We start from the raw sequence: 22,415 nt of genomic DNA on the forward strand, positions 1-22,415 counted from the left end.
TGCTTGGCCCGATTTTCAAGCCATCGGTAACCACCAAGAGTTTCCAACGCTTTGCGCGGCGGAACGCCGCAAGACCGCATATGCAAACCGGTCCGATTCCTGATAGCACTCGGCCGATGGAGCATTCGAGCCAGCCCGATGCGTTGCCAGAACGGTTGCGGACCGCCGCATTCTCCGTTCATATTTTCACGGCGCTCGGCGCCGGGGTCGCGCTGCTGGCGATGCTGGAGGCGGTGCGCGAGCACTGGGCCAACATGTTCGCCTGGCTCGGGGTCGCGCTGATCATCGACGGGATCGACGGCCCGCTGGCGCGCCGGTTCGACGTGGTGCGGCTGCAGCCGAACTGGTCGGGCGAGGTGCTCGACCTGGTGGTTGATTTCGTCACCTATGTGTTCGTGCCGGCCTATGCGATCACCGCGAGCGGCATGCTGCTGCCGCTGGCGGCGCCGATCCTCGGCATCGGCATCGTGGTCTCCAGCGCGCTGTATTTCGCCGACCGCCGCATGAAGGCCGATGACAACCATTTCCGCGGCTTCCCGGCGCTGTGGAATGCGGCGGCGTTCTATCTGTTCCTGCTGCACCTGCCGCCGGTGCTGTCGACGATCGTGGTCGCGGCCCTGATCGCGCTGACCTTCGCGCCGTTCCACGTGCTGCACCCGCTGCGTGTGGTGCGGCTGCGCTGGCTGACGCTGTGGCTGCTCGGCGCATGGGCGCTGCTCGGCATGTACACGCTCGCCAACGACTTCGTGGTCGGAGCCCCGATCACCTTCGGGCTCTGCGCCATCGCCGCCTACATCATCGGCAGCGATACCGTGATCCGCCGGATGAAAGCCTTCAGAGCATGATGCAATTGATCACCAGCCCGGAAGCCTGGGCGGCGCTGCTGACGCTGACGGCGCTCGAGATCGTGCTCGGCATCGACAACGTGATTTTCCTGTCGGTGATCGTGTCGCGGATCCCGCCGGCACAGGCCAAGCGCGCGCGGCAGATCGGCCTGCTGCTGGCGCTGGTGTTCCGCATTGTGCTGCTCTCGATCCTGGTCTGGCTGATCGGGCTGACCCAGCCGGTGATATCAGTGAAAGACGTCGCGCTGTCGTGGCGCGACATCATCCTGATCGGCGGCGGCCTGTTCCTGATCGCGAAAGCAACCCACGAGATCCACGGCGAGGTCGAGGCGCGCGAGGCGGAAGCCGACGACAGGCCGAGCGCCAGCGCGTTCTTCTGGGTGATCGTGCAGATCATCATCATCGACCTGGTGTTCTCGCTGGATTCGATCATCACCGCGATCGGCATGGCCCAGGACATCGAGATCATGATCGCGGCGGTGGTGATTGCCTGCGCCATCATGTACATCTCGTCGGGACCGGTGGCGCGGTTTGTCGCGGAGCATCCGACCACCAAGATGCTGGCGCTGGCCTTCCTGGTGCTGATCGGCGTGGCGCTGGTGGCCGACGGCTTCAAATTCCACATTCCGCGCGGCTACATCTATTTCGCGATCGCCTTCTCGGCCGCCGTCGAGGCGTTCAACGTCATGGCCAAGCGCAACCGCAGGAAGCCGGCGCGCTAATGGGCATTGTCTCCGCGCAAACGCTGCGCGTTTGTCGCGAGGGGAAACCGCTTCGCGCTTTTCCGGATCATGCCGTAGCCGGTTCCCGCCCGCTTGGTTGACAAGCCGGCCGCGATGGCATTCGCTCGCCTGACGCTGATATCTGAGGGGAGCGACGACATGACCAAGGCTGTGCGCGTGCACCAGGTGGGGGGCCCGGAAGTCCTGACCTATGAGGACGTCGAGGTGGGCGCGCCGGGGACCGGCGAGGTCCGGATCCGCCAGCACGCGGTCGGTCTGAATTTCATCGACGTCTATTTCCGCACCGGCCTCTACAAGGCGCCCGGCCTGCCGTTCATCGCCGGCAACGAGGCTGCAGGCGAGGTATTGGCCGTGGGGCCGGGGGTGACCAATTTCCATCCCGGCGACCGCGTCGCTTATTACTACAATCTCGGCGGCTACGCGTCCGAGCGCGTCATCCCGGCCGACAAGCTCGTCAAACTGCCCGACCACATTACCTACGAGCAGGGCGCCGTGCTGATGCTCAAGGGACTTACGGTCTGGTACCTTCTGCACAAGACCTTCAAGGTCGAGCAGGGCCATCGCGTGCTGATCCACGCCGCGGCGGGCGGCATCGGGCTGCTCGCCTGCCAATGGGCGCGGGCGCTCGGCGCGCATGTCATCGGCACCGTCGGCTCGAAGGCGAAGGCCGATCTCGCACTCGCCAATGGTTGCGATCACGTCATCCTCTACAACGAGGAGAACTTCGTCGAACGCGTCAAGCAGATCAGCCGCGGCGAACTCTGCGACGTCGTCTATGACGGCGTCGGCAAGACCACGTTCCCGGGATCGCTGTCCTGCCTCCGGCCGCGCGGCCTGTTCGTCTCCTTCGGCAACGCGTCAGGTCCGGTGCCGCCGTTCCCGCTCGCCGAGCTCAACAACCACGGCTCGCTGTTCGCGACGCGGCCCAAGCTCAACGACTATGTCGGCACCCGCAAGGAATTGCTCGAAGGCGCCGACACGCTGTTCGCCGCCGTGATCAACGGCAAGCTGCACGTGCCGATCAACCACGCCTATGCACTGAAGGATGCGGCCAAGGCGCATATCGACCTGGAGAGCCGGGCGACCACCGGCGCAGCGATCCTGCGGCCGTAACTCTCGCCGTCATTCCGAGGCGCTCGCGACAAAATTGCAAAGCAATTTTGCGCTGAAGCGTCGAAGCAATCCATTGTCCCGCATGTGTGGAGGGATGGATTGCTTCGCTTCGCTCGCAACGACGAGCGCGGGCGCTACGCCACCCGGCGCGCAGCGCCGACCTTGGTCAGCACCGTATCCAGGCAGTCGATGACCGGGGAAATCTCCTCCCGCGTCACGTTCAGCGCCGGCATGAAGCGCAGCGTATCCGGCTGCGGCGAGTTGATCAGCACGCCGGCCGCGAACGCCTCGGCAACCACGGCGGCACCGATCGGCATCTTGAGATCGAGCGCCAGCAGCAGGCCGCGGCCCCTGATCTCGCCGAGACCGTGCCGCGACGACAGCCGCTGCAATTCGCGCTCGAGCAAAAGGCCGGCATCGACGACCGATTTCAGGAAATCGGGCTTGCCGACCTGATCGAGCACGACAAGCCCCGCGGCGCACATCAGCGGATTGCCGTTGAAGGTGCCGCCCTGATCGCCGTGATCGAAGCACGCGGCATGCTCGGTGGCGAGCAGGGCCGCGAGCGGCACGCCGCCGCCGATGCCCTTGCCGAGCGTCATGATGTCGGGCTCGATCCCGGCGTGCTGATAGCCGAACAGCTTTCCGGTCCGGCCGATGCCGGTCTGAATCTCGTCGACAATGAGCAGCAGGCCGCGCTGCTGGGTCAGCGCCCGCAACTCCTTCAAGAATTCATCCGTCGCGGGCCAGACGCCGGCCTCGCCCTGGATCGGCTCCAGCATGACCGCGACCGTCGACGACGAGATCAGCTTTCGCACCGACTCGATGTCGTTCAGCCGGGCTTTGCGGAAGCCCGGGACCTTCGGCTCGAACAGGGGCTCGAACGCCTTCTTGCCCGAGGCCGACATGGTCGCGAGCGTGCGGCCGTGGAAGCCGCCTTCGAAGGTGATGATCTCGTGGGCGCCATTCTTGTACTTGGTGCCATATTTGCGCGCGAGCTTGATCGCGCCTTCATTGGCCTCCGCGCCCGAATTGGCAAAGAACACCTGGTCGAAGCAGCTGTTGTCGACCAGCAGCTTTGCCAGTTTCAGGCTCTGCTCGTTGTAGAACGCCGGGCTTGGCGTGAGCAGCCGTCTCGCCTGCGCCGCCAGCGCGTCGGCCACGATGACCGGCGAGTGGCCGAGGGGATTCACGGCCCAGCCCTGCACGAAGTCGAGATAGCGGTTGCGGTTGCTGTCCCACAAATACGAGCCGGCGCCGCGCACGAACACGACCTCGGGGCGGGCGGTGATGTCCATCAGCGCGTCGAACGGATGGGTAGCGTTGGTCACGTCGTTCTCCTCTGGGGTCGGTGTGGGAAAGGGCGGGCCGAAAAGCGAGAAGGCCGCGCTTTGGGGGCGCGGCCTTCTCGAAAACCTTGGCTGATTTATAGGATCAGCGATGGCGTCGGACACGGCGCAGCCCAGCATCGTCGCGGGTGCGACGACGGCAGATGGCGCGGCGGTGGGTCCGGTTCAGCTTCATGGCACAGGGCCATACAGCGAGAGGTGCGGCGGTGTCAAGCGCCGACCGCGCCTCATTCGACGGGCATAGCGCGCGTCGCCGGCGGGCAGGATTACGAGGTGAGCTACGAACCCGGAAGTCGGCAGCGTCGGTGAAGAAGGCCGTCAAAGAAGGTCGGCACCAGCCGCAAGCGAGTTGAGCGCCGGCTCGGGTCGGCGATAAGGAAGACGTTAGGAACGGCACCTTCGGCGCGTCGTTAGCAATGCGCCGCTCCTCGGCAGAGCGGCATTGGACGAATGAACGTGCCCCGGATCTTGCCCCCGAAGACCCGGGGCACATTCGCGATCATTTCCATTGGACCGTCGCCCTGGACAGGAAAAAGCGGCAATTTATCTCGCCCAGATTCACACGAGTTATTTCCGGAACTGGATGTCGTTGGGATGATCCGCGGAACAGGGCGCGTGATTTTCATTTCGTGTTTTTTCAGCCCTAGAACGACGACCGCTGCTTCTCGGTGAACAGCGGATCGGCGGATCCAGCTTGACCCCAGCATGATCCGGATGCTGGGGCCACTTCTTCAGGGTGAAGTGAGGGGGCTTTGTCGCCCCCTCACTGTCGTCACCAATCGGTCCTGAGGTGATACCGATGCTTCAATCTAAATGTCGTGGCTGCCGCGGCGTGCTGGATTCGGTTGAGATCGGCACCGTCCCTGACCGTCGCATGAAGTCTCCAATCCGCGCTCGCTGGAATGACTTCCACATGGCACACATATTCACCGCCGGGAAAACTGCGAATTTCGCGCAGCGCGATCAACTCTAGGTCCTTCACCGATATTGGCGTTCTCATGCCGTCTAAGCCTTGCCGTCCACGTTGCCTTGAACGGTAACTGATCAGGCCGCTTGGGCTGGCCGAGCGAGATCAGCAAGCAGCCGTTCCAAGTTGCGCTTCTCTTCTTCGATCCTGTTCGCGAACGTCTCCCGCTCCTGTTCCGACTCCGCGGTGTCCAACAAAAACTGATAGTGACTAATTACCTTCTGGCTTCCGCGTATCAGAAATTGCGTCGTGCTCATGGTGAGGCACCTTCCGATCGACTGGGAATGCCAGGTGGTCGCTGTTCATGGACGAGAAGGGGAATCTCAGCCGCCAGATTTTCCATCGCCGACGATTCCTCGGACAGACGTCGTTCGATGAAGTTGCGCTCAAGGTCGCTCAGCTGTGTGCTGAGAAGCCATCGATACCGCTGGATGTTGTTGCGATGCGCCCGAAGCTGTTCGAGCTGGCGGTCGACGATCTCGCGCTTTTCTTTTGCCGATACCTGCCGGGCGCCCCAGCGGGCTTCGATCCTGTCCACAATGTGTTTCGGAAGGTTGATGTCGTTCATGTCACCCTCCTTCCTAAGCGGCGAGCGGACGCGCGGTTGAGCGAAGACGACGAGGTCTACCTCCCGGCGGATGATGAGGATCGCTGTCGAGACGGCATAGGGCGTCGAGAATAGCCTCGAGCTTCACCGGTGATCGTAGATCCCGAGGTGCCCGTAAGCCTGGGCGGCACGGAATCGCGGCAGCATCAGACGCCCATGACGCCAAGAGAGCGCGTTTTTCTTCCGTGGTCAGGGTCAGATCCGCCAGGACATCTCGGGGATGGTTAAACCGCGCCTGTTTGCGGTCAGATGCGTTCAAGGAAATGACGTTCGCGGTCGTCGGCCGCATGTTTGCCTCCGTTCCAAGACGAGAATTGAATAATTGAAGCCGCGTGCGGCAGATCCGGACGCGGCTTCGCGGCTGTCAGGCTGCAGCGGACTCAAGCCGTCGCGGCTGGCTCGGCTGCGTCGCGTTGATTGCGATCCGCCGCGGCTTCATGGCTTCCGGAATTTCGCGCGCCAGCTCGATCTTGAGTAGACCGTTATCAAACGCGGCATCCTTCACCAGAACATGGTCGGCCAGGCTAAACTGCCGTCTGAATCGGCGGGTCGAGATGCCTTGATAGAGGTAATCCCGGTCAGCTTTTTCGACCTTGTTGCCTTCGATCGTCAGGACGTTCTGCTCGGCGGTAACCGAGATCTCGTCCGGCGAGAATCCCGCAACCGCGAGCGCGATCTGGTAGCGGTCATCCGAAAGTCGTTCGATATTGTAGGGCGGGTAGTTGTCTTCGGTGGCTCGCTGGGCCGTTTCGGCCAGGTCGAAGAGGCGATCGAATCCAATTGTCGACCGGAACAGGGGAGAGAAGTCGTATGTGCGCATAGCCAAATCCTCCAGAGAGCAAGATGGGTATGAGAAGCACCGGACACGACCGGTGCCCGTTTGCCTGGACCCGTTTGGCGTCCAGGGCGCCGGCACCCTTAACGGATGACCTGCGCGCAGATGGAATTAGAGCGCGATTTGGCGGTGTCAAGAACGTCCAAGCAAAAAAATGCATAGCGGATAATCGGCCTTGCGCCGTTCAGGAAACGCGTCCGTCGGTGCAGCGCCGGATGCGTCGGGGCCTTTTTTATTTGTAGGAACGAAGCGCATCCACTGGCCTGGGTCGCCCTGTTCGGGTGCCGCACCGCGACCGGCACCTGGACGCCCAGCTACAAACTGGCCCCAGCTTGTCCGCTCGCTGGGGCCGTTTCTGGTTAGACGAACACATTACCGCCGGCCTGCGGCCTAATAGGAACTAAACGCCGAGTGCTGGTTTTGTGGTCGAGGTAATCATGGCAACTCGGCCTCGGCGCGCCCACCACGCTGGGGCCTTTCGCGAAGAGGCCGCCGACTGAGGCGGCCTCCGTTTTTCACATCAATAGGGCGATAGCCATTATTGCGATGGGGCTCAGCCCGAGCGCCACGATGAGCGCGCTAAAAGGTAGGTCACTGCCCATGACACAACCCCTGCGGTTGGGGTTGAAGTCCTATTCCTGAATGCCGGATGGCCGCTAGTGCAGTTTGTGCCACATGTTGCGTTAACAAATCGAAAGGTACGACGTTCCTAGCCCCGCCGGAACTCCGTTCACGCATGGAGAAGACCGGGCCCAGCACCGGTCGATCGGTTCTGACGCTCATTGAGGGGAATTAGGATAACTGATGCCGGCGGACTTCTCCGAGCCTCATGTTGAGCGAGAGGACGTGCTCGGCGGCAAGTTGTCGCTGAACTATGCTAGCGGCCCATCCTTCCGGAATTTCATCCAGCACGCGATCAACCGCTTCTTCGCGCGAGGTCGCAGCGAGCCAGATTTGGACTTCGCCCTCATCGGTTGTCACACGGACTAGATGAACCTGGGTCGCCTGTTGCATGAGCAATAAAAGCGGGATCGCCGCAATCGTTTCAAAAACCATCACATAAGCTAAGGCGGGAACCTGGATTGGGACAATTCGGCTGACTGACATACGCTAAAGCGCTCGCCCGATCCGAGGCGTAATGATTTGAACATTATGTTCAAGACCGATTTAGATGGCGTCGAGTTCAGCCTTATAGGCTTAGCGGGAATATCGCTCGTCGCGCTCATCGTCAGCGTGAGTTGGCTCTTGGTCAGCTGAACTGTCGTACCTCATTGGAAACGTCAACTTGGCCTCAGCGCTCTCTCGAGCGTTGCAGACCAACAATTTGCCGGCGACGCTTGAGTTCCGTCTAGCAACGGACGCCGTCTGGCATCCGCGGAGATCTCAAAGGAGCGGGACTGGAGCTCAGAATCCCGCGACGCTGCCGTGCAGGTCGTATTGGTCGGAGCGCTCGATCTTCGCGGTGACGATCTCGCCGATCTTGAGCGGGCGGCGGCTGGTGAGGTAGACGGCGCCGTCGATCTCAGGCGCGTCGGCTTTTGACCGGCCCTTCGCCACCGTCGGGCCAACCTCGTCGATGATCACCTGCTGGCGCGTGCCGACCTTGCGCTTCAGGCGCCTCGCCGAAATCTTCTGCTGGCGGGCCATCAGCGCATTCCAGCGCTCCTGCTTGACCTCGTCGGGCACGGCATTGGGAAGCGCGTTCGACGCGGCGCCGGCAACCGGCTCGTATTTGAAGCAGCCGAGGCGATCGATCCCGGCTTCATCGAGCCAGTCGAGCAGATAGGCGAAATCGGAATTGGTCTCGCCGGGGAAGCCGACGATGAAGGTCGAGCGCAGCGTCAGCTCGGGGCACTGCTCGCGCCATTTCTGGATCCGCGCCAGCGTCTTCTCCTGCGCGGCCGGGCGCTTCATCGCGCGCAGCACGTCCGGGCTCGCATGCTGGAACGGGATGTCGAGATAGGGCAGCACCTTGCCCTCGGTCATCAGGCCGATGACCTCGTCGACATGCGGGTAGGGGTAGACATATTGCAGCCGCACCCAGGCGCCGAGCTCGCCGAGCTCCTTGGCGAGATCGAAGAATTTTGCGCGGACGCTGCGGTCCTGCCATGGGCTCTCGGCGTATTTCAGGTCGACGCCATAGGCCGAGGTGTCCTGCGAGATGACGAGCAATTCCTTGACGCCGGCCTTCACCAGCTTCTCGGCCTCGCGCAGCACGTCATTGGCCGGCCGCGACACCAGGTCGCCGCGCAGCTTCGGGATGATGCAGAAGCTGCAGCGGTTGTTGCAGCCTTCCGAAATCTTCAAATACGCGTAGTGCCGCGGCGTCAGCTTGACGCCCTGCGGCGGCACCAGGTCGATATGCGGGTTGTGCGCCGGCGGCAACGCGCGGTGCACGGCGTCCAGCACGCTCTCATATTGCTGCGGCCCCGTGATCGAGAGCACGCCGGGATAGGCGCTCTCGATCTGCTCCGGCTCGGCGCCCATGCAGCCGGTGACGATGACCTTGCCGTTCTCGGCCATGGCCTCGCCGATCGCGGCGAGCGATTCCTGCTTGGCGCTGTCGAGGAAGCCGCAGGTGTTGACGATGACGATGTCGGCGCCGTCATGCTTGCGCGCCAGCTCATAGCCTTCCGCGCGCAGCCGGGTGATGATGCGCTCGGAATCGACCAGCGCCTTGGGGCAGCCCAAGGACACAAAGCTCACTTTCGGCGCCGCGGCCTCTTGCATATCTCTGATCTGCCTGATGAATGGGCAGGAGCTAGTCCCAATTGCCGAGAATTACAACCCTTTCCCGGGGCTTCCGGCATGATATGGATGCATCTGCCGGGCCCTAAGAGTTGTAGATGAGCGCTGAATCGTCTCCCAAGATCGTCATAGTCGACGAGAGCCCGATCCGAGCGGCCATCCTGGAGGAGGGACTGCGGGAGGCCGGGTATACGGACGTCGTGCATATCAGCGAGATGCAGAGCCTGCTCTCGCGAATCTATGCGCTCGACCCCGAGATCATCGTCATCGACCTCGAGAATCCCAGCCGCGACGTGCTGGAACAAATGTTCCAGGTCAGCCGTGCCGTCCGCCGGCCGATCGCGATGTTCGTCGACCAGAGCGACGCCGCCTCGATCCAGGCCTCGGTCGAGGCGGGCGTCTCCGCCTACATCGTCGACGGCCTTAAGAAGGAGCGGATGAAACCGATCCTCGATCTCTGCGTCTCCCGCTTCAATGCCTTCTCCAAGCTGCAGGACGAGCTCGATCGCACCAAGCACGCGCTGGAGGAGCGCAAGGTGATCGACCGCGCCAAGGGCATCCTGATGAAGGTGAAGGGGCTGACCGAGGAGGAGGCCTACGTGCTGATGCGCTCGACCGCGATGCGCGAGAAAAAGAAAATCGGCGAGATCGCGCAATCGATCCTGACGGCGTCGGAGCTCCTGAAATGACCACACCCTTGCGCATCGGGTTCATTCCGCTGGTCGACGCTGCCGCGCTGATCGTTGCCGTCGACAGGGGATTTGCCGCGGCCGAAGGCCTCGACGTCACGCTGGTGCGGGAAGTGTCGTGGTCGAACGTCCGCGACAAGCTCAATATCGGCCTGTTCGACGCCGCTCATCTGCTGGCGCCGGTGGCGATCGCCTCGAGCCTCGGGCTCGGTCACGTCAAGGTGCCGATCGCGGCGCCGTTCAATCTCGGGCTCAACGGCAATGCCATCACGGTCTCGCCGGCGCTGCACGCCGCGCTGATGGAAGAGATCGACGGCGACCGCTTCGATCCGATGGCAACCGCACAGGCGCTCGCCCGCGTGGTGGCAAAGCGGCGCAGGAGCGGGGCGGAGCCGCTGACCTTCGGCATGACCTTCCCGTTCTCGACCCACAACTACCAGTTGCGGTTCTGGATGGCCGCCGGCGGCGTCGATCCCGATGAGGATGTCCAGCTCGTGGTGCTGCCGCCGCCCTACATGGTCGACAGTCTCGCCAACGGCCATGTCGACGCGTTCTGCGTCGGCGCGCCCTGGAATTCGATCGCGGTCGATCTCGGCATCGGCCACATCCTGCACTTCGTCTCCGACATCCTGCTCAGCGCGGTAGAAAAAGTACTTGCTGTGCGGCAGAGCTGGTCGGAGACGCATCCCGATGTCGTGGCGGCACTGGTGCGCGCACATCTGCGCGCCGTGGAGTTCATCGAGCGGCCCGAGAACCGGTCCGAGGTCGCGCGCATCCTGGCGCAGCCCGAGCGGATCGGTGTCGATGCCAGCGTCATCCAGCGCACGCTCGATGGCCACCTGAAGATCTCGCCCGACGGCACCATGCGCGAGAGCAATCGCTATTTGCTGGTCGGGCGCGAGGCGGCGGCGCGGCCTGATCCGGGACAGGCGGCCTGGCTCTATGCGCAGATGGTTCGCTGGGGCCAGACGCCGTACCGGCCGGAGGCGCTGAAAACCGCCATGGCCGTGTTCAGGCCCGATCTCTACGACGCCGCATCGGGTCGCCCGGCCGGCGCCTCCAGTGCCATCGGGGCGTTCGCCGGCCCGCCGTTCGACCCGAGCGACGTTCCGGGGCATCTGGCGGCGTTCAAGATCGGGCGCTGGAAGGCCTGAGCGCGACGCAGCGGCCGCCTCCGGCTACTGTGCATGGGGTTGTTTTCGAGATTTTCGGTTATTGCGGGCCGGTGCGGGTTCCCGATGCCTCGAATTGCAGCGAATAGGATTCTCGGCCGAGTACGCGAGAAGGAATATTCCTCTCGGAACCGTGTTCCCGAAGGCGGCGGCATCGCTATTTTTGCCGCCCGCTTGAATCCGCCCGCGAACGATATTCCATATGCCCGACAATGGGGCGTTGGAGATCGACCATGCGCGAGCTATCGGCGGAAGCCCGCCTGCACCTTTACGCGCGAAACATTTCACGGAAGTCCGGGACCGGAATTCACACGGCGGCGCTCTACAGCGCCTTTGCGGTGATCGCGGCCATCGTGTTCGGCACGCTGTCAGTCCACCCGTTCTAGGCGCTTCGGAACATTCAAAAGCCGCCGCCTGATGTCCTCAGGCGGCGGCTTTGTGTTGGGTGGATGCTGGCAGCTCAGTAGCCGTAACCGTAGCCGCCGCCGCAGGTGTTGCAGGTCGGCTGAACCGGCGCATAGTAGGAATACCCCGGCGAGACCATCTGCACGCGCTCCTGGGTGGCGTATTGCGGCGGGATGCGCTCATAGGCGACGCCTTCGGGCGCGACCATCACCGTCTTCGGCACCATCACGGTGCGATACTGTGCCGGCGTGCGATGCGCGACGACGCGGCCCGGCGCCACCATCACGGTTTCCTGCACCGTGCGATATTGCGGCGGCACGCTCTGCACCTGATAGCAGGTCGTGCACGGCTGCGGCGGCGGCGTATAGCAGCTGTAGCAGCCGGCGGATGCCGCGCTGGTGAAGGCGGCGGTAGCAACCGCGGCGATGGTGAGAGAGAGGCTGGTGCGGAACATGCTTTCGTACCCAATTTCCTAAGAGGACAATCAAAGGCTCGGAAGCTGCACCTAGCAATCAAAACGGCAAGTTTGGGTTTAAGAAGACTCTTAACGGAATCTAAAAGGGCCGGCGCGGCGGCCAGCCCTTTTTTGATCGGTGCGTTCGCGGCTCAGTGCGCGGTCTTGAACGGCGCAACGGTGATGCCCGCCTGCTTCAGCGCCTCGCGCAGGCCCCGCGCGATCTCGACGGCACCGCGGGTATCGCCGTGGATGCAGACGGTATCGGTCTGCATCTTGATCACCTTGCCGGTGACCGAGACGACCGCGCCGTCCTGCACCATCCGCACCACACGGTCGGCAATCGCCTTGGGATCGTGCAGCACCGCGCCGGGCTTCTTGCGCGACACCAGGTTGCCATCGTCCTCATAGGCGCGATCGGCGAACACCTCATGCGCCATGCGCAGATTGGCAGCCTCGCCGGCACGTACCAGTTTCGAATTCGCCAGCACCACGAACACGAGGCTCGGGTCGACCGCCTTGATCGCATTGGCGATCGCCCTTGCAGTCATGTCGTCCTCGCAGGCGACATTGGAAATTGCGCCATGGGCCTTCACATGGGTGACCTTGTGGCCGGCCGCGGTCGCGATCGCCTGCAGGGCGCCGATCTGGTAGGCGATCAGGTTCTCGATCTCCGAGGACGTCAGTCCCGGCATCGGCCGGCGGCCAAAGCCGTGCAGGTCGCGATAGCCGGGATGGGCGCCGACGCTGACGCCGCGCGCCTTCGCCAGCTCGACCGTCCTGCGCATGATGTCGGCGTCGCCGGCATGAAAGCCGCAGGCGACGTTGACCGAGGTCGCAAGCTCGATCATCGCGGCATCATTGCCCATTTCCCAGGGGCCAAAGCTTTCGCCGAGATCGCAATTAAGGTCGATGGTTGAGGTCATGACGATCGATCCGTCTGTTGTTCGTATTGATTCAGGGTAGCGCAACTTGCCAGGTCGACACATCGACGGCGTTGACGGCCTGACCCGCGACATTCGCATCCCGCAGCGCCTCGATGTTGAGACCAAAATCCTCGATGCCGCGGAGGCGGTCGGGCAGGGAACGCAGCAGCTCGTGGAACTTGATCGCCTCGGCCTGCGCTTCTGCCATCGTCACCGCCTTGAAGCGGAACGGCCGGCCGGCCGAGATCTGCGCGAAGCGGCCGAAATCGGCCGTGATCACGGTCGCGATCTTCGGATAGCCGCCGCTGGTGCCGCGGTCCGGCATCAGCACGATCGGCTGGCCGTTGCCGGGCACCTGGATGCTGCCGTTCACGGTGCCGTCGGAGACGATGTTGTGGCCGTCGAGATGCTTGATGACGGGACCTTCGAGGCGATAGCCCATGCGGTCGCTGGTCGCCGAGATATTCCACTCGCTGTCGACCAACAGCTTCTTGTTGTCCTCGGCGAACTCGTCGTCCTGCGGGCCGAACACGATGCGGATCGGCGCATCGGTCGCGGCCGGCAATTCGATGCGGCGTTCGAGCGCGCCGCTCGCAGCCTGCGTCTTCAACTCGTCGCCGCTTTGCAGCGGCCGCGGGTAGGGGCTGCCGAGCCCGGCGCGGGCGTTGACGGCGAGGCTGCCGAACATCGGCTCGCCTTCGATGCCGTGCTCGATCGCGAGATAGCTGAACGAGCCGCCGCGGGCAAAGCCAAGAGTGAGCGTCTCACCTTCGGCGAGCGTCGCCGAGCTGTCGAACGCGACCGGCCGGCCGCCGATATCCGCATTGCGCGACGCGCCGGCAAGGGCGACGCGCACCGCGCCGCCGCGTGCGGTGAAGCTGGCGCCGAACGGGCCGATCTCCACCGCGGCGGCGAACAGGTCATTGCCGACCAGCGCGTTGGCGGCCGCCAGCGAAAGCCGGTCCATCGCGCCGCTCGGCACGAGACCGTAGCGCTGCGAGCCCGGACGCCCGCCGTCCTGCACCGAGCTTGCCGGGCCGATCGAGGTGACGACGAGCTTGCTCATGGCGTCACCAGTTCAGCGACGAACTCGCCGGCCTCGGCGGCGCGGTCCTGCTCGGCGAAGGTCTTGGCGTCGACCGCCGTGAAGGTGATGGCGTCGCCCGGCTCCAGCAGGAAGGTCGGATCGCGATGCAATTGGTAGGTTCGAACCGGGGTGCGGCCGAGCAGGTGCCAGCCGCTCGGGCCGGCCAGGCATTGCACGCCGGTCTGGATGCCGCCGATCGAAATGGTGCCGGCCGGGGTCAGCAGCCGCGGATCCTTGCGCCGGGGCATGTGCAGGAACCTCTCCAGTCCGCTGAGATAGGACCAGCCGGGCGTGAAGCCGATCATGGCGACGCGATAGTCGCCGGCGACATGGCGCGCCACGATCTGGTCGGGCGTGGTTTGGAGCGCCTTCGCGACATCCTCAAGATCGATGCCGTGCTCGCCGCCATAGGTCACCGGGATGCGCCAGCGCCGCGTGCCGGTCTCGCTCGGCGGCGCCTTGGCAGCGCGTGCCAGCAGTTGCGCGCCCAGCGCATCAAAGCCGATCTGGACGGGATCGTAATGCACCAGCAGCGACCGGTAGGTCGGCACGGTCTCGGTGATGCCGGCAATCGGCTCGGCAGCGATGACGCGGTCGAGCGCCAGCACCCGCCGGTTGGCGGCGTCATCGATGGTGCGGCTGAATTCCACCGTGATGGCGCTGTCGCCACTCGGCAAAAGGCGGGGAGGACTTAAGGGTTCGGCCATTGGGTCAAGCGCTGTCGTCAGCCATCAAGCTAGCGTGTTTCGCGACAAAACGGAATTCGCTTCGTGCAAAATGATGCAGCAACTTCAATAAATTAATCGGCATGCCGGCGATAAATTTGGATGATCGCAGGTTTTTCGAGCAGCCCTTGACGCAAGGCCTTTGCCCGGCAACATGCGCCGGTCTTTTCCTCCATCGGAGCACTCTTTCCAGATGTCACTGTCCGCCGAAGCGATCGCGACGCTGTCGCATGTGTCCACCGCCACCATCACCACCGTCCTGCTCAAGAAGGGCCTGCGCAACATCTGGATGCGCGGCACCAAGCCGCTGAAGCCGGGGCAGAAGCGGCTGGTCGGACCGGCCTTCACGCTGCGCTTCGTGCCGGCCCGTGAGGATCTGGCGACGCCGGAATCCTGGTCGTCGCCGATCTCGACCCGCACCGCGATCGAGGCGATGCCGGCGGGCTGCATTGCCGTGGTCGACGCCATGGGCATCACCGACGCCGGCATTTTCGGTGACATCCTCTGCGCCCGCATGGTCAAGCGCGGGGTGACGGCGCTGATCACCGACGGCGTGGTGCGCGACGTCGAGGGCGTGCTCGGCACCGGCCTGCCGGTGTGGTGCGACGGTTACGCGGCTCCGCCGTCGGTCGCAGGCCTGACCTTCGTCGGCTGGGGCGAACCGATCGGCTGCGGCGGCGTTGCCGTATTCCCGAACGACGTGGTGGTGGCCGACCAGGACGGCGCGGTGCTCATCCCGCAGGCGTTCCTCGATCACGTGCTGGCCGAGGGGCCGGAGCAGGAACGGATGGAAGCCTGGATCGTCAACGAGGTGAACAATGGCGCCCAGCTGCCCGGCCTGTATCCGATGAATGCCGAGACCAAGGCGCGCTACGCCGCAAGCAAGAAATAACGTCAAGAAAGGAGGTAACCCCATGGACATCCACGTTTCCGGCTCGCGGCCGACCCGCCGCGCGCCGAAGGAGAACTTTACCGGCACCGTGTTGCAGGACCCGATCAACATGGCGCCGGCACCGGCCCGGCTGAACGCCTCGCGCGTGTCGTTCGAGCCCGGCGCACGCACCGCCTGGCACACCCATCCGCTCGGACAGACGCTGTATGTGATCTCCGGCATCGGGCGCGTGCAGGCCAAGGGCGGCCCGATCAGGGAGATTCGTCCCGGCGACGTCGTCTGGATTCCGCCGAACGAGAAGCACTGGCACGGCGCCTCGCCGGACAACAGCATGACCCACATCGCCATGCAGGAGGCGCTTGACGGCGTCTATTCGACCTGGATGGAGCACGTCACCGACGAGGAATACAACGGCAAGGTCGGCTGAAGCGTCGTAGCAGTTCGCAAGATGAAAGCCCCGCTCATCGGGCGGGGCTTTTGATTTTTGAGACCGTAGCCCGGATGGAGCGAAGCGCAATCCGGGGCGGTCTCACGCGCGGTGGGAATCCCGGATTTCGCGGAGCCTGTCATCGGGCGCGCATTCGCGCGACCCGTTGGCTTCATCCGGGCAACGAATTCCGGCCGATCAATTCGTCCGCGTCCAGGTCTGGCCGCCGCAGAACATGCCGCCGAACGCGCAGCCTTGGACGCGCAGCGTGTCCGGGCTCTTCATCGCGATGGTGGAATCGTAGGTGCTGCCGCTATTCGGATCGAAGATGCGGCCGCTCCATTTGTCCTTGGCCGGCTTCATGTTGATCAGAACCTGTTCGCCGTTGGCGTTCGATTTCTTGTCGACGGCGTAGCCGCAGAGATTGGCGCCGCATTGCTCGATGCGGATTTTGCCTTCCTTCTCCTCGGTGAGCCAGACGCCGAGTGGCGAGTTCGCTGCTTGCACGGGATTGGCAAGCGGCTTGGGCGCCGGAGCGCTCGGCGCGGCGGCACCAACGGTTGGAGCGCTGGTGGGCTTTGCAGCCGGCGCAGCAGTTTGCTGGACGGCTGGCGGCGCGGGCGGCGGCGGTGTGGTCGCTGCTGTAGCTGAAGGCGGCGTGGCCGCAACACCCGTGCTGGCCGGCTCTGTCATTGTTGCGGCAGGCGCCGGCGGGACGCCGGCCTGATCGACGGCCGGCGGAGCGGGCGGAGCAGCCGCCGCGGGCGCGCTGGGCGGCGCGGTCTGGGAATCCGTCTTGGCGTCCGTTCTGGCGTCCTTCGGTGCCTTGCGCTTCTGCTCGGTGTCCTCGCGTTTGGCGCGCTTGGTGCCGCGGCCGGTATTGTCGTAGACGCCGGGGATCGAAACCGTGCCGCGATCGGGATCGATGCGAATGGTGCGGCCGCCGTAATCGAATGTGTACTGCGCCTGCGCTGCGGCCGTGCTCGCGAGCACGAGCGTGGCGATCGCCAGAAGCTTTCTCATCTCGACCTCCGGTGAAGGGAGCCTCGTTCGCAAGGCTATCCGGTGACCACCTCGTTGAATGTGTCCCAGATCACGGTCAGAACATGAGTCGTATCCTTGCGGCTTAGGTTCAAATCGCTGGATTGCGGTCTGGTTTCAAGCCGCGCGCTTCAAATTATGCGCGGTGACGCAGGCTATTCGAACCACGCGGCGTAGATCTTCGCGTAGCTGCCATCTTCGCGCGCGATGTGAAGCCATTGGTCGACGAATGCCTTCAAGGCGACGTCGCGCTGCATCCAGTAGGCCTTTTCCGCGAAATCGAACGGCGTGTCGGGATGCACGGCGCATAGCACGCCGGGATGCAGCTTCTGCTGATAGCGCGTCTCGGACGCATCGGTCATCATCAGGTCGGCGTCGCCCTTTGCGATCTCGTCGAAGATCTTGGTGTTGTCGTTGAAGACCCGGATCGCGGCGGCTTTCACATGGGCGCGCGCGAAGCGCTCATTGGTGCCGCCGGGATTCACGATGACGCGGGTGCCCGGTTTGTCGATCTCGGCGATCGTCTCAAACTTGCCCTTGTCGGCACAGCGCGCGATCGGCGTCTTGCCCTCGCGCATGATCGGCGTCGAGAACAGACCCTTCTTCTGCCGATCGAAGGTGATGGAGACGCCGCCCATCGCGATGTCGAAATCGTCGGCCTCGAAATCCCTGGTCATCTGCGGCCACGATGTCGGCACGAACTCGACCTTGACGCCGAGCGCCTTGCCGAGTGACTGCGCCATGTCGACATCGAAGCCGCGAAAGGCCTTGGTCTCCTTGTCGAGGTAGGTGAAGGGCAAATAGTCGCCGGTCATGCCGACACGCAGGATGCCGCGCTTGACGATCTCATCGAGCCGGGACGGCGCCTGCTGCGCCTGTGCGGTGGACAGAAGCAAGGCGAAGGCGAGGCCGGCCAGCGCGCGAAACATCGAGGTCTTCTCCATCCGCATCGTGTTGCGATGCCCGTAGGGCACGTATCGCGTCTCAGGCCTCGTTGTTGTCCTTGCTCGCCTGATAGACGGTCGCAGTGCGGCTGAGCATCTCGTGCTTGAAATACTCGAAACGCCGCCGCGCTTCGGCCTCACGATCGTCGACGAATTTGATCGCGGCGTCCCGCTCCATCGGGCCGTTGACGAGTGGGGTCGATGCCTCGCCGACGGTCTCGTCGACATAATATTGGGCGCCGTCCTGGCGTACCGTCCAGCGGAAGCGCAGCGCGGCCATCGGGCCTGGGCCGGACTTCGAATAGCCATTGGCCTCGATCGGTTGGGGCGGCGGCTGGATCGGCTCAGGCTCCGGCGCGCTGGGCTCGGGTTCATTTAACTCGGCCTCACTCGTCTCAGCCTGTTCGACCGGGGTGGGCTCCTCGATCGCTGCAGGCTCGACCACCGCCGGTTCGGCGGGCGCGACCTCAACGGACACCGTCTTGATGGACACGGTCTCGACGGTAACGATTTCGACGGATGACGGCAGGGGCGGCGGCATCGCTATCGAAACCGGCGGCTCCGCTGCGGGCTCAGCTGGCTTGTCCGCCGTCTTGTCTGTCGATTTGGCGGTCTCGGGAGGTGTGGTCGTCTGGTCGAGAATGCTCGCGATTGCGGCCAGCGCATTGTCGGTCGGGTCATTCACGGTTTGGTCTCCCAGGCTGACGGCGCGCGGAATCGTGCCGACACCCTTCCTATCTACCTGATCTGACTATCCTTTGTCAGCCCCAGCGGTTCTGGCGCGCGTTCCTGGCGCGAAGTGGGGCCCCGCTTCGCTTGAAAGCGCTGCTAGGCGCAAACCGGCGGACGCCGGTCCTTCCAGGGGCGGACCTGTTCGAGCTGGCCGGCCAGGCGGAACAGCAGTCCTTCCTCGCCGAGCTTGGCCGCGAACATCATGCCGAGCGGCAGACCGGCCTTGTTCCAGGCCAGCGGCACCGACATCGCCGGCTGTCCGGACATGTTGAACATCGAGGTGCCCGGCATGTAGCGGCGCAGCACCGGCGCGATGTGGCCGAGGTCCTCGGACATCGTGTTCAGCTCGCCGAGGCGGAGCGGCGGCGCGCACAGCGTCGGGCTGAGGAATATGTCGCAACCTTCGAAGAAGGTCGCGAGCGCGCGCGAGATCTGGAACGCTGCAAGCTGCGCGGCCACGTAGTCGGCCGGGTTCATCTTGGTCGCATTCTGGGCGCTGGCGAGCGTGAGCCGCTCGACATCGTCCGACGTCAGGGTGCGCCCGACGCGCTGCTCGAGCAGACGGATCGTCAGCGCCGTGTTGCCGCCGACGATGGTCGTCATGACCGCGGCGGGATCGGCCGCAAGCGGCGGCGCGCGCTCCTCGACATGATGGCCGAGGCCCGCGAGCAGCTTCGCCACGTCGCGCACCGCCGCGGCGATCTCGGGATCAATGGCATCGCCATAGGGCGACTTGTCGGTGAAGCTGATGCGCAAATGACCGGGGTCGCGGCCGACTTCCTGCGAGAACGGTCGCTCCGGCGGCGGCGCGACATAGAGGCTCGACGGCTCAGCGCCGTGGATCGCATCCATCATGACCGCGCTGTCGCGGACGCTGATGCTGAGCACATGGCCGACCGAGAAGCCGCCCCAGCCTTCGCCGCGATCGGGCCCGCAGGGGTTGCGGGCACGCGTCGGCTTCATGCCGAACACGCCGGAGGCGGAGGCGGGGATCCGGATCGACCCGCCGCCGTCGCTGGCATGCGCGACGGGCAGGATGCGGGCCGCGACCGCAGCCCCAGCGCCGCCGGACGAGCCGCCGGAGGAATGGTCGAGATTCCAGGGATTGCGGGTGGGGCCGAACAGGCGGGATTCCGTCGTCGGCATCAGCCCGAATTCCGGGCTCGAGCTCTTGCCGAAGATTGCAAGCCCGGCATCGAGAAAGCGCTGGGCCAGCGTGCCGTTGTGATCGGCGACGAAGTCCTTCAGCAGGCTGGCGCCTGACGTGGTGCGGGTGCCCTCGAGCAGATCGAGGTCCTTCAGCAGGAACGGCACGCCGGTGAAGGGACCGTCAGGCAACCCCTTGGCGATCTGGCGCTCGGCGTAGTCGTAATGCTTGACGACGACCGCGTTGATCTTGGGATCGACGGCGGCGGTGCGCGCGATCGCCTCGTCGAGCAGCTCCTTCGCCGTCACGTCCTTGTTGCGGACGAGCTCGGCGAGACCGACCGCATCGTAGTTGCCGAATTCCTTGAAAGCCATGTGGGTACTCCGCATCGCCGGGCCGATCCTTTCGGATCGGCCGCGGCGCAAACGAGGAAGGCTGAAAGCTCAGCCGAGGACGTCCTGGTTGATCACATTCTGGCGCAGCGGACTGCCATCCAGCACGCTCAGGATATTGCGTGCGGTCTGCTCGCTCATGCGATCGACGGCCTCGACCGTGACGCCGGCGACGTGCGGCGCCATGATCACGTTGGGCAAAGCGTGCAGGGGCTGGCCGACCGGCGGCGGCTCGACCTCGAACACGTCGAGGCCGGCGCCGGCGAGCTTGCCTGACACCAGCGCGTCGTGCAGCGCCTTTTCGTCGACGATGCCGCCGCGGGCAGTGTTGATGAGATAGGCGGTCGGCTTCATCAGCCTGATCCGCGCGGCGTTGAACAGCCCGACCGTTTCGGGATTCTTCGGGCAATGGATCGTGACGAAATCCGCCCGCGGCAGCGCCGCTTCGAGGCTCGGCACCGCCTCGCAGCCGGCCGCGGTGATCTCGCCGGCGGGCTTGTAGGGGTCGTAGACCAGCACGTTCATTTCCATGGCGAGGCAGCGCTTGGCGGTGCGGGTGCCGATGCGGCCGAAGCCCACGATCAGCACCGTCTTGCCGTAGAGATCGAACGGCAGCACGCCGAGCCGGCTCGCCCAGGTGCCGTCCTTGACCATCGTGTGCATTTCCTGCGCGCGCTTGGCCAGCGTCAGCATCATGAACAAGGCTTGTTCGGCGACCGACGGCGAGTTCGCGGTGCCTGCGACCATCAGCGGCACCTTGCGGCGGGACAGCGCCGGAACATCGACGGCGTCATAGCCGACACCGATCCGGGTCACCACCATCATGCCCTTGGACGCCTCCAACTCCGCCTCGCCGAAGCGGGTTGCGCCGAGCGCCACGCCATGGACCGGCGCATGCTGCTCGAGCATGGTCTGAAAGTCCTTGGCGGAGATCAGGTTGGGAAATTCGATGAGTTCTACGTCGTCCCGCTCGTTGAGGAGCACCCGTGCCCCCGGTGACAGAGTCTGGGTAATAAAGATCTTCTTCTTGTTGGTGGCCATTTCCTGCCTTTGAGGTTTCTTGTGCGCCGTCAAAGGACGGCGCCGGTCACCTCGTTTAGCAAATGCATATTGTTGAGGTCCACAGCCAATCGGAGCGGGCTGCCATCCTGCGCTCCGGCATTGGGATTAACCCGGCCGCAGACCTGGGTGCCCTCGAGCGTGAAATAGACCAGGGTCTCCATTCCCATCGGCTCGGTGACGTCGAGCGTCGCGTCGAACGGCTCGACGCCCGGCTCGGCATGCGGCCGCGCCTCCATGACGTGCTCGGGCCGGATGCCCAGCAACAGCTTGTCGGTGCGGGAGAGAGCCTGGTAGCGGGCGGCGCGTGCCGGCGGCAGCGTGAAAGCGAGGCGATCGGTCAGCCGCACATTGAGCTTGCCGCCGGTGTCCTCGAGCCGACAGGGCACGAAGTTCATCGCGGGCGAGCCGATGAAGCTTGCGACGAACCGGGTCGCCGGCTTGTGGTAGAGTTCGTTGGGCGTGCCGATCTGCTCGATCCTGCCGTGGTTCATCACCACCACGCGGTCGGCGAGCGTCATCGCCTCGACCTGGTCGTGGGTGACGTAGACCGTCGTGGTGCGGACCTTCTGATGCACCTTCTTGATCTCGATCCGCATCTGCACGCGCAGCTTGGCGTCGAGGTTGGACAGCGGTTCGTCGAACAGAAACACCTTCGGATTGCGCACGATCGCCCGTCCCATCGCGACACGCTGGCGCTGGCCGCCGGAGAGCTGCTTCGGCTTGCGGTCGATCAGATCGGTGATGTCGAGCATGCGGGCGGCCTCGGTGACCCGGCTCTTGATCTCCGCCTTGGGATAGTGCTTCAGCCGCAGACCGAACGACATGTTCTCGGCAACGGTCATATGCGGATAGAGCGCATAGTTCTGGAACACCATCGCGATGTCGCGGTCCTTCGGCGGCACGTCGTTGACGACGTCGCCGCCGATCATGATGTCGCCGTCGGAAATGTCCTCGAGGCCGGCGATCATCCGCAGCGTCGTCGACTTGCCGCAGCCGCTCGGCCCGACCAGCACCACGAACTCATGGTCGGCGATATCAAGGTCGATGCCGCGCACCGCCTCGACCTCATCGTAACGCTTCACAACCTTCCGCAAACTGACATCAGCCATAAGT

24 protein-coding genes are annotated in these 22,415 nt (G+C 64.3%); 8 read left to right on the forward strand and 16 right to left on the reverse strand.

Annotated elements, in window-relative coordinates; all coding sequences use genetic code 11:
* Positions 1-116: 116 nt before the first annotated feature.
* From pcsA to XI02_RS22230, 3 genes are all read left to right on the forward strand, one after another.
* Positions 117-845 (forward strand): phosphatidylcholine synthase, encoded by a 729-nt coding sequence (gene pcsA / locus XI02_RS22220; protein ID WP_172647982.1) that lies wholly within the window; start codon positions 117-119, stop codon positions 843-845.
* Positions 842-1,567, forward strand: coding sequence for a TerC family protein (locus XI02_RS22225; RefSeq protein ID WP_172647981.1), 726 nt, complete (start codon positions 842-844; stop codon positions 1,565-1,567). Before pcsA ends, XI02_RS22225 begins: the two co-directional genes overlap by 4 nt.
* A 159-nt stretch (positions 1,568-1,726) precedes the next feature.
* Positions 1,727-2,701 (forward strand): quinone oxidoreductase, encoded by a 975-nt coding sequence (locus XI02_RS22230; protein ID WP_026192759.1) that lies wholly within the window; start codon positions 1,727-1,729, stop codon positions 2,699-2,701.
* Positions 2,702-2,835: 134 nt separating this feature from the next.
* Here the strand turns inward: XI02_RS22230 and XI02_RS22235 are convergent, their stop codons facing one another.
* From XI02_RS22235 to rimO, 6 genes are all read right to left on the reverse strand, one after another.
* Positions 2,836-4,032: an acetylornithine transaminase gene (locus XI02_RS22235; protein ID WP_172647980.1), complete on the reverse strand. Its 1,197-nt coding sequence runs from the start codon at positions 4,030-4,032 to the stop codon at positions 2,836-2,838.
* A 1,062-nt stretch (positions 4,033-5,094) separates the two neighbouring features.
* Complete coding sequence (locus XI02_RS22240; RefSeq protein ID WP_016845758.1) at positions 5,095-5,274, reverse strand: hypothetical protein; 180 nt, start codon at positions 5,272-5,274, stop codon at positions 5,095-5,097.
* Entirely contained in the window at positions 5,271-5,585 is a 315-nt protein-coding gene (locus XI02_RS22245; RefSeq protein WP_210290945.1) for a hypothetical protein, read from the reverse strand. The genes XI02_RS22240 and XI02_RS22245 overlap by 4 nt, the downstream gene beginning before the upstream one ends.
* A gap of 403 nt (positions 5,586-5,988) precedes the next feature.
* Positions 5,989-6,444 carry an Hsp20 family protein gene (locus XI02_RS22250; protein ID WP_018271616.1) on the reverse strand — a complete coding sequence of 152 codons (456 nt, stop codon included), beginning with the start codon at positions 6,442-6,444 and terminating at the stop codon, positions 5,989-5,991.
* Between the two features lie 807 nt (positions 6,445-7,251).
* Positions 7,252-7,566, reverse strand: coding sequence for a hypothetical protein (locus XI02_RS22255; RefSeq protein ID WP_244980678.1), 315 nt, complete (start codon positions 7,564-7,566; stop codon positions 7,252-7,254).
* Between the two features lie 297 nt (positions 7,567-7,863).
* Positions 7,864-9,189, reverse strand: coding sequence for a 30S ribosomal protein S12 methylthiotransferase RimO (gene rimO, locus XI02_RS22260; protein ID WP_069278360.1), 1,326 nt, complete (start codon positions 9,187-9,189; stop codon positions 7,864-7,866).
* Between the two features lie 116 nt (positions 9,190-9,305).
* On the opposite strand from rimO, the gene XI02_RS22265 reads away from it, so the two are divergent.
* From XI02_RS22265 to XI02_RS22275, 3 genes are all read left to right on the forward strand, one after another.
* The gene (locus XI02_RS22265; RefSeq protein WP_018271619.1) at positions 9,306-9,896 is read left to right on the forward strand and encodes an ANTAR domain-containing response regulator; all 591 of its coding nucleotides are present in this window, start codon (positions 9,306-9,308) and stop codon (positions 9,894-9,896) included.
* Positions 9,893-11,050, forward strand: a complete 1,158-nt coding sequence (locus tag XI02_RS22270; protein ID WP_172647979.1) for a CmpA/NrtA family ABC transporter substrate-binding protein — start codon at positions 9,893-9,895, stop codon at positions 11,048-11,050. The genes XI02_RS22265 and XI02_RS22270 overlap by 4 nt, the downstream gene beginning before the upstream one ends.
* Positions 11,051-11,301: 251 nt before the next feature.
* Positions 11,302-11,454: a hypothetical protein gene (locus XI02_RS22275; protein WP_016844408.1), complete on the forward strand. Its 153-nt coding sequence runs from the start codon at positions 11,302-11,304 to the stop codon at positions 11,452-11,454.
* A gap of 74 nt (positions 11,455-11,528) precedes the next feature.
* Here XI02_RS22275 and XI02_RS22280 read toward each other — a convergent pair whose 3' ends face one another.
* The 4 genes from XI02_RS22280 to pxpB all read right to left on the reverse strand — a co-directional run bounded on the left by XI02_RS22280 (position 11,529) and on the right by pxpB (position 14,647).
* A complete protein-coding gene (locus tag XI02_RS22280; RefSeq protein ID WP_172647978.1) occupies positions 11,529-11,927 on the reverse strand; it encodes a hypothetical protein in 399 nt (132 codons plus the stop codon).
* Positions 11,928-12,079: 152 nt separating this feature from the next.
* The gene (locus XI02_RS22285; RefSeq protein ID WP_018271623.1) at positions 12,080-12,853 is read right to left on the reverse strand and encodes a LamB/YcsF family protein; all 774 of its coding nucleotides are present in this window, start codon (positions 12,851-12,853) and stop codon (positions 12,080-12,082) included.
* A 31-nt stretch (positions 12,854-12,884) separates the two neighbouring features.
* Positions 12,885-13,919, reverse strand: a complete 1,035-nt coding sequence (locus XI02_RS22290; protein ID WP_018271624.1) for a biotin-dependent carboxyltransferase family protein — start codon at positions 13,917-13,919, stop codon at positions 12,885-12,887.
* Positions 13,916-14,647: a 5-oxoprolinase subunit PxpB gene (gene pxpB, locus XI02_RS22295; RefSeq protein WP_172647977.1), complete on the reverse strand. Its 732-nt coding sequence runs from the start codon at positions 14,645-14,647 to the stop codon at positions 13,916-13,918. The genes XI02_RS22290 and pxpB overlap by 4 nt, the downstream gene beginning before the upstream one ends.
* 211 nt (positions 14,648-14,858) lie before the next feature.
* On the opposite strand from pxpB, the gene XI02_RS22300 reads away from it, so the two are divergent.
* Together XI02_RS22300 and XI02_RS22305 are read left to right on the forward strand one after the other, a co-directional pair.
* Positions 14,859-15,557, forward strand: coding sequence for a ribonuclease activity regulator RraA (locus tag XI02_RS22300; RefSeq protein WP_018271626.1), 699 nt, complete (start codon positions 14,859-14,861; stop codon positions 15,555-15,557).
* Positions 15,558-15,579: 22 nt separating this feature from the next.
* Positions 15,580-15,984: a cupin domain-containing protein gene (locus tag XI02_RS22305; RefSeq protein WP_016847553.1), complete on the forward strand. Its 405-nt coding sequence runs from the start codon at positions 15,580-15,582 to the stop codon at positions 15,982-15,984.
* 198 nt (positions 15,985-16,182) lie between these two features.
* Here XI02_RS22305 and XI02_RS22310 read toward each other — a convergent pair whose 3' ends face one another.
* From XI02_RS22310 to XI02_RS22335, 6 genes are all read right to left on the reverse strand, one after another.
* Positions 16,183-17,007, reverse strand: a complete 825-nt coding sequence (locus XI02_RS22310) for a DUF2147 domain-containing protein (protein WP_172647976.1) — start codon at positions 17,005-17,007, stop codon at positions 16,183-16,185.
* A 173-nt stretch (positions 17,008-17,180) separates the two neighbouring features.
* The gene (locus XI02_RS22315; protein ID WP_370143907.1) at positions 17,181-17,954 is read right to left on the reverse strand and encodes a transporter substrate-binding domain-containing protein; all 774 of its coding nucleotides are present in this window, start codon (positions 17,952-17,954) and stop codon (positions 17,181-17,183) included.
* Positions 17,955-18,009: 55 nt separating this feature from the next.
* Positions 18,010-18,654: a hypothetical protein gene (locus tag XI02_RS45450; protein ID WP_244980677.1), complete on the reverse strand. Its 645-nt coding sequence runs from the start codon at positions 18,652-18,654 to the stop codon at positions 18,010-18,012.
* Between the two features lie 143 nt (positions 18,655-18,797).
* Positions 18,798-20,222: an amidase gene (locus tag XI02_RS22325; RefSeq protein ID WP_018271630.1), complete on the reverse strand. Its 1,425-nt coding sequence runs from the start codon at positions 20,220-20,222 to the stop codon at positions 18,798-18,800.
* 69 nt (positions 20,223-20,291) lie between these two features.
* Entirely contained in the window at positions 20,292-21,281 is a 990-nt protein-coding gene (locus XI02_RS22330) for a hydroxyacid dehydrogenase (RefSeq protein WP_016847557.1), read from the reverse strand.
* A 29-nt stretch (positions 21,282-21,310) separates the two neighbouring features.
* Entirely contained in the window at positions 21,311-22,411 is a 1,101-nt protein-coding gene (locus tag XI02_RS22335; protein ID WP_016847558.1) for an ABC transporter ATP-binding protein, read from the reverse strand.
* Positions 22,412-22,415 lie beyond the last annotated feature (4 nt).

It is taken from the genome of Bradyrhizobium sp. CCBAU 21365 (assembly GCF_015291305.1).
Lineage (GTDB): Bacteria > Pseudomonadota > Alphaproteobacteria > Rhizobiales > Xanthobacteraceae > Bradyrhizobium > Bradyrhizobium elkanii.

Bases quoted from the DNA above. Each gene is read 5' to 3' on its own strand.
- XI02_RS22275 (WP_016844408.1), top strand. From the start codon at position 11,302: ATGCGCGAGCTATCGGCGGAAGCCCGCCTGCACCTTTACGCGCGAAAC.
- XI02_RS22280 (WP_172647978.1), bottom strand. From the start codon at position 11,927: ATGTTCCGCACCAGCCTCTCTCTCACCATCGCCGCGGTTGCTACCGCC.
- rimO (WP_069278360.1), bottom strand. From the start codon at position 9,189: ATGCAAGAGGCCGCGGCGCCGAAAGTGAGCTTTGTGTCCTTGGGCTGC.
- pcsA (WP_172647982.1), top strand. From the start codon at position 117: ATGGAGCATTCGAGCCAGCCCGATGCGTTGCCAGAACGGTTGCGGACC.
- XI02_RS22265 (WP_018271619.1), top strand. From the start codon at position 9,306: ATGAGCGCTGAATCGTCTCCCAAGATCGTCATAGTCGACGAGAGCCCG.
- XI02_RS22325 (WP_018271630.1), bottom strand. From the start codon at position 20,222: ATGGCTTTCAAGGAATTCGGCAACTACGATGCGGTCGGTCTCGCCGAG.
- XI02_RS22300 (WP_018271626.1), top strand. From the start codon at position 14,859: ATGTCACTGTCCGCCGAAGCGATCGCGACGCTGTCGCATGTGTCCACC.
- XI02_RS22285 (WP_018271623.1), bottom strand. From the start codon at position 12,853: ATGACCTCAACCATCGACCTTAATTGCGATCTCGGCGAAAGCTTTGGC.
- XI02_RS22305 (WP_016847553.1), top strand. From the start codon at position 15,580: ATGGACATCCACGTTTCCGGCTCGCGGCCGACCCGCCGCGCGCCGAAG.
- XI02_RS22315 (WP_370143907.1), bottom strand. From the start codon at position 17,954: ATGTTTCGCGCGCTGGCCGGCCTCGCCTTCGCCTTGCTTCTGTCCACC.
- XI02_RS22225 (WP_172647981.1), top strand. From the start codon at position 842: ATGATGCAATTGATCACCAGCCCGGAAGCCTGGGCGGCGCTGCTGACG.
- XI02_RS22240 (WP_016845758.1), bottom strand. From the start codon at position 5,274: ATGAGCACGACGCAATTTCTGATACGCGGAAGCCAGAAGGTAATTAGT.
- XI02_RS22270 (WP_172647979.1), top strand. From the start codon at position 9,893: ATGACCACACCCTTGCGCATCGGGTTCATTCCGCTGGTCGACGCTGCC.
- XI02_RS22230 (WP_026192759.1), top strand. From the start codon at position 1,727: ATGACCAAGGCTGTGCGCGTGCACCAGGTGGGGGGCCCGGAAGTCCTG.
- XI02_RS22290 (WP_018271624.1), bottom strand. From the start codon at position 13,919: ATGAGCAAGCTCGTCGTCACCTCGATCGGCCCGGCAAGCTCGGTGCAG.
- XI02_RS22335 (WP_016847558.1), bottom strand. From the start codon at position 22,411: ATGGCTGATGTCAGTTTGCGGAAGGTTGTGAAGCGTTACGATGAGGTC.
- XI02_RS22245 (WP_210290945.1), bottom strand. From the start codon at position 5,585: ATGAACGACATCAACCTTCCGAAACACATTGTGGACAGGATCGAAGCC.
- XI02_RS22255 (WP_244980678.1), bottom strand. From the start codon at position 7,566: ATGTCAGTCAGCCGAATTGTCCCAATCCAGGTTCCCGCCTTAGCTTAT.
- pxpB (WP_172647977.1), bottom strand. From the start codon at position 14,647: ATGGCCGAACCCTTAAGTCCTCCCCGCCTTTTGCCGAGTGGCGACAGC.
- XI02_RS22250 (WP_018271616.1), bottom strand. From the start codon at position 6,444: ATGCGCACATACGACTTCTCTCCCCTGTTCCGGTCGACAATTGGATTC.
- XI02_RS22310 (WP_172647976.1), bottom strand. From the start codon at position 17,007: ATGAGAAAGCTTCTGGCGATCGCCACGCTCGTGCTCGCGAGCACGGCC.
- XI02_RS22330 (WP_016847557.1), bottom strand. From the start codon at position 21,281: ATGGCCACCAACAAGAAGAAGATCTTTATTACCCAGACTCTGTCACCG.